This is a genomic window from Gordonia sp. i37 (assembly GCF_002043085.1).
Lineage (GTDB): Bacteria > Actinomycetota > Actinomycetes > Mycobacteriales > Mycobacteriaceae > Gordonia > Gordonia polyisoprenivorans.
On record NZ_MVPX01000244.1, the window covers coordinates 1 to 4,854 of the forward strand.

The 4,854-nt window shown below is 68.5% G+C and carries 5 protein-coding genes; 3 read left to right on the forward strand and 2 right to left on the reverse strand.

Going from position 1 to position 4,854, the window contains the following annotated elements:
- Both B1964_RS11410 and B1964_RS11415 read left to right on the forward strand, forming a co-directional pair.
- Window positions 1-1,332: VWA domain-containing protein (locus B1964_RS11410; RefSeq protein ID WP_253193963.1), on the forward strand; the 1,332-nt coding region annotated here is incomplete at its 5' end.
- Window positions 1,333-1,389: 57 nt separating this feature from the next.
- Window positions 1,390-2,343, forward strand: a complete 954-nt coding sequence (locus B1964_RS11415) for an alpha/beta hydrolase (RefSeq protein ID WP_006370058.1) — start codon at window positions 1,390-1,392, stop codon at window positions 2,341-2,343.
- Window positions 2,344-2,365: 22 nt separating this feature from the next.
- Here B1964_RS11415 and B1964_RS11420 read toward each other — a convergent pair whose 3' ends face one another.
- Both B1964_RS11420 and B1964_RS11425 read right to left on the reverse strand, forming a co-directional pair.
- A complete protein-coding gene (locus tag B1964_RS11420; RefSeq protein ID WP_079929817.1) occupies window positions 2,366-3,259 on the reverse strand; it encodes a hypothetical protein in 894 nt (297 codons plus the stop codon).
- A complete protein-coding gene (locus B1964_RS11425) occupies window positions 3,256-4,131 on the reverse strand; it encodes a GNAT family N-acetyltransferase (protein WP_079929818.1) in 876 nt (291 codons plus the stop codon). Before B1964_RS11425 ends, B1964_RS11420 begins: the two co-directional genes overlap by 4 nt.
- Window positions 4,132-4,285: 154 nt before the next feature.
- Between B1964_RS11425 and B1964_RS11430 the strand changes: the two genes are divergently transcribed.
- A complete protein-coding gene (locus B1964_RS11430) occupies window positions 4,286-4,729 on the forward strand; it encodes a Fur family transcriptional regulator (RefSeq protein ID WP_014362220.1) in 444 nt (147 codons plus the stop codon).
- Window positions 4,730-4,854 lie beyond the last annotated feature (125 nt).

The following is a 4,854-nucleotide window of genomic DNA, read 5'->3' on the forward strand; positions in this document are numbered from 1 at the left end:
CCCCCGCTGGCGTCCGATCGGCTCACGGTGGCGGTCGGTGCATCCGCTGGTGGATCGGCGCTCGATGTGGTGGCGTTCGTCCTCGGCTCCGACCGCCGCGTCCGCAACGACGCCGACTTCGTCTTCTACAACAATCCTCGCAGTCCCGGCGCCGAGGTGACGCTGACCGGCCCGGCCACGCTCGACATCGATCTGACCCGAGTCGCCGATGACGTCGAGCGCATCGCGATCGGCGTTTCCGTCGACGCGCCCGCCACGCTGGGCGGGTCGACCATCGAGACCACGCTCACCGCCGGAGCCGACACCATCGTCGCGCCGGCGCAGGGGCTGCGTTCCGAACGGGCAGCGGTGCTGGTGGAGATCTATCGACGCAATGCCCAGTGGAAGGTCCGCAGCGAATCAGCCGGATGGGACGCCGGTTTCGCGGCGCTGGTGCGCGAGCACGGGGTGACCGTCGACGACGCCCCGCCATCTCAGACCCCGACACCCGACGCCCCGCCAGCCCAGACCCCGGCACCCGCAGTATCCGCAGTATCCGCGCCACCCGCTGCTCCGGCTCCCGCACCCGGCATCCGGATGGTCAAGGGCGAGGAGAAGCTCTCGCTGGAGAAACGTCAGAAACTCAACCTCCGCAAAGAGCAGGTCCATCGGGTGCTGCTCACGAAGGGGGCCGCGGGTGCCACCGCGCGGGTCGTGCTGGTCATCGACAAGACCATGTCGATGCGCAAGCTGTACAAGAAGCAGACCGTGCATCGGGTCGTCGAGCGGATGATCCCGGTCGCGACACAGCTCGATTCCGACGGCAACCTCGAGGCGTACCTGTACGGCTCCGGTTACGCGAAGCTCCCCGACGTCACCGTCGCCGATGCCGAGATCTGGATGGACACCTATATTCATCTCACCGGACGCCACGGTGCGCCGCTGGGCCCGGAGATCGATTACGACCGGCAGATCGGCGGGGTCAACGAGGAACTCCCGATCATGAATGCGATCCTCGACGACGCCGCGGGTGGCGAACCGGTGTTGGTGCTGTTCTTCACCGACGGCGGATTCCACTCCAAGGTGCCCGCGATCCGCACGCTGATCCACACCGCATCGGCGCGGCCGGTGTTCTGGCAGTTCATCGGGTTGGGGCGCAACCGATTCGGCATTCTCACCGAACTGGACACCCTGGCGGGCCGAGTGGTCGACAACGCCGGATTCTTCGCCATCGACGACGTCGACTCGATGAGTGACGCCGACCTGTACGAGCAGTTGCTCTCCGAGTTCCCCGAGTGGCTGCGCGAGGCGGTCCGCCACCGGATCGTCGATCCCCGGTACGCGCCGCGCTGAGCGGGTTGGTGCCTCCGAACGGCTACCATCCGCAGAAGGGCGGGTGATACTGGCACGGTGCCCACACCGATCCCCCACGACACCCGCCCCGACGACGATGTCGACACCGATGGCTTCCACCCCGACCTCGCCCTGGCGGCGCGGCTGCTGCCCCGCACGGTCGTCACCTCGCTGACGATGCGCCCGCTGCAGGTGCTCTCGGGAGCGCTGTCGCGTCATGTGCCCGACGATGTCGAGGTGGCCCACCTCGGCGACGGGGTGAGCGTGCGGCTTCATCGCCCGAACAACCCGCGCGGTACCGGTCACGCGCTGTTGTGGATTCACGGCGGTGGCTATGTCATCGGTACGGCGGCCGAGGACGACGCACTGTGTCGGAAGTTCGCCGACCGGCTCGGAATCCCCATCGCTGCCGTCGACTACCGTTTGGCACCCGCGCACCCCTACCCGGTTCCGGTCCAGGATTGTCATCGCGGCCTCGATTGGCTTGCCGCACAAGATGATGTGGACCCCGAGAAGATTCTCATCGGCGGCGCCAGCGCCGGCGGCGGGCTGACCGCGGCATTGGCGTTGCGGTGCCGGGACATGGCCGGTCGAGACTCCGGCAGCATCACTCCGGTGTTCCAGTTGTTGGTTTATCCGATGCTCGACGATCGGACGACGGCGGGGACCGGCGATCCGAAGGACTATCGCGTGTGGAGCCCGTCGTCGAACCGGCTCGGCTGGGCGTCGTATCTCGGCGGCGCCGACCGCTCGATCGCCGTGCCGGCGCGCCGCGCCGATCTGACCGGATTGCCGCCGGCGTGGATCGGGGTGGGCACCCGTGATCTGTTCTTCGCCGAGGACCTTGCCTACGCCGAACGCCTGAAGGACGCGGGTGTACCCGTCACCGTGGACACCGTCCCCGGCGGTTTTCATGCGTTCGACATGTTCGCACCACGAGCCGCGGTGTCGGAGAGCTTCTTCGACCGTCAGTGCGAAGTGCTCAACGAGGCCATGAGACCCGCCGAGTGAGTTGAGTCGAGCCGACCTCGCCTCACCGCGGATCGTCGAGCTCGGCCAACTCCTGCTCCAGTGCCGCCACGCGTGCGGATGCCGCAGCCGACTCCTCTGCCGCGGAGGCATATTCATGCTCGGCGGCCGTCACGCGTCGGCGCGCGAAACCCAGTTCCTGCTCCACCCGGGCGAGTTCTGTGCGCAACCGATCGGCGTCGGCGGAGAGCGCCTCGGCAGCATCGCGAGCAGCCGCTGCCGCCGTCTGCGCTTCGGTGGCGCCACGCTGAGCGCTCGTGGCGGTTTCGCGCGCTCGTCGTAGCTCTGCGCGGGTGTGCTCGCGAGCCACGGACCGTTCGGCCTCACCATGTCCGGCCCGGCCGTCGCCGGTACCGCGTTGTGCCTCTTCGGCGGTCGTGGTCGCCGGAACCGCCACGATCCCGGCGGGCCCGAATCCGGTGTATTCGGCGGCAGCCACCATGCGGCCACGGCACAGGAGGTTTGCGGTGGACTCGTCGGCCACGGCAGCTCGCAGCGTGGCCACGATCTCGCGGTCGGTCGCGCCGGACACGGTCACGCCCAGATCGGCGGCGAGGTGCGCGACCCGGCGCGCCACGTCGGCGATCACCTGCTGTCGGCGTGCGGACAGGTCACGCATCCGGGCGGCATCGACACGACGCTGCGCATCCCGAAGTGCCGCAGCGAGTTCGGTGATCTCGTCGGCACCATCGGGGTAACGGCGGATCCACTGGTTGAGCAACCACGCCGACTGGGTGGGCCGACGCAGCGCCGCGATCGCCGCGGCGAGATCGCGGTCTCCGGCACCGCGCGCCTGGCGGGCGAGCGCATTGCGCCGACCGGTGAAGTCACCGGGAGGTAGTCCGTACAGTTCGTCGGCGACCTCGTCGAAGTCCAACCCGGACTCGGACGGTGTCATCTCTGCTCCCCGTGTACCCGATTCCCCTGGCCGGGCACCGGAAACCAGGTCAGCCGTCGCTGCGCATAACGCGCGAACCCGATCCGTTGGAGTATCGGCGACGAAGTCTGCTTGGCGTGCACGAGTGCCAGTCGCGCTCCGCACCCCAGCGCGTCACGAAGGCGTGCGGCCACCAGCGCCCGGTAGGCCCCACGGCCACGATATGCCGGCAGGATCGCCGCACCCCAGAATCGTGCGGTCGACCCCGCCAATTCGTATCCACCGGCGCCGACGTGATCACCCACGGGTTTTCCCGGCACAGAACAGGTTGCGCTGGAATTACCTTCGGCGACGAACAGGCGCGTCGTGGGATCCGCGACGTCGAAGTCGGGGTCGGCGAGCACCGGTGGCGCGAAACCCCAGGCACGCTCGGAGATCGAGGCGAACAGCGCGAGGTCCTCGGCCGTCCGCACGCGACCCACCGCGATGTCGGTCGGCACCGGTATGGAGTCCGGCACCGACGCGTCCACCGCGCGTGCGACGACATCGACCACAGCGACGAGGGTTCCGCCGCGGCGCGCTACCTCGTCGTCGTCGAGATCGGCAAAAGTGCCCAATCCCACCGTGATTCGCAAACCGGACGCGCCGTGGACGGAGACGGTTCGCAGCGCGTCGTCGAGTATCCGTCGCGGATCGCCGTCGGGGCCGTGGAACCGCAGCAGGGTGGCGTCGGCGCCGTCCACGTAGAACTCGAAGGCCCCGTCGACGATGTGGCGCGAACCGTCGGGATGCCACGACGAACGCCACGCCACCGACTCCGAGAGCACGGTGCGCGCGATCGGGTCGAGGAGCGTGTCGGCACCTGCGCCCAGCCCGTTCTCGTCGACGTCCACGGCTCCACTCTCTCATGACCGATGGGGCCACGAGAGTGGGCCTGTCGTCACCATCCCGCCCGATTTCGGCCCGTGACCAGCGCCAACAGCCTTGTGCGCGTCTCATTTTGCGAAAGTTCTGAATCATTCCAGAAAAGCGTGCATACTGTGCGTCGTGACCTCATCGTCGGACTTCGCGGGCATGTTGCGCTCCGTGGAACTCCGCGTCACCCGTCCGCGGGTGGCGGTGCTCGAGGCCGTCCATGCGCACCCCCACGCCGACACCGAGTCGATCTTCCAGGCCGCCCGCGCGGACCTGCCGGACGTCTCTCGGCAGGCGGTGTACGACATCCTCGCGGCACTCACCGATGTCGGACTCGTCCGCCGTCTGCAACCGTCGGGCCACCTGGCCCGGTATGAGGCGCGGGTGGGCGACAACCACCACCACACGGTGTGCCGCGGCTGCGGGGCCATCGCCGATGTGGACTGCGCGGTCGGCGAACGCCCGTGCCTGACCGCCTCCGACGACAACGGTTTCCTCCTCGACGAGGCCGAGGTCATCTACTGGGGTCTGTGCGCAGAATGCGCAGCCTCCTCACACCCCGGGTCACGACCGTGATCACAGCCCGGATCACCCATCACCGAAAGGAACGTCGTGTCTGACGAGCAAACCGCACCCCCCATCGGGGAGGCCCAGACCCCCGCCGGAGAGCCGTCGGGCTCAGGATGTCCCATGCACATCCG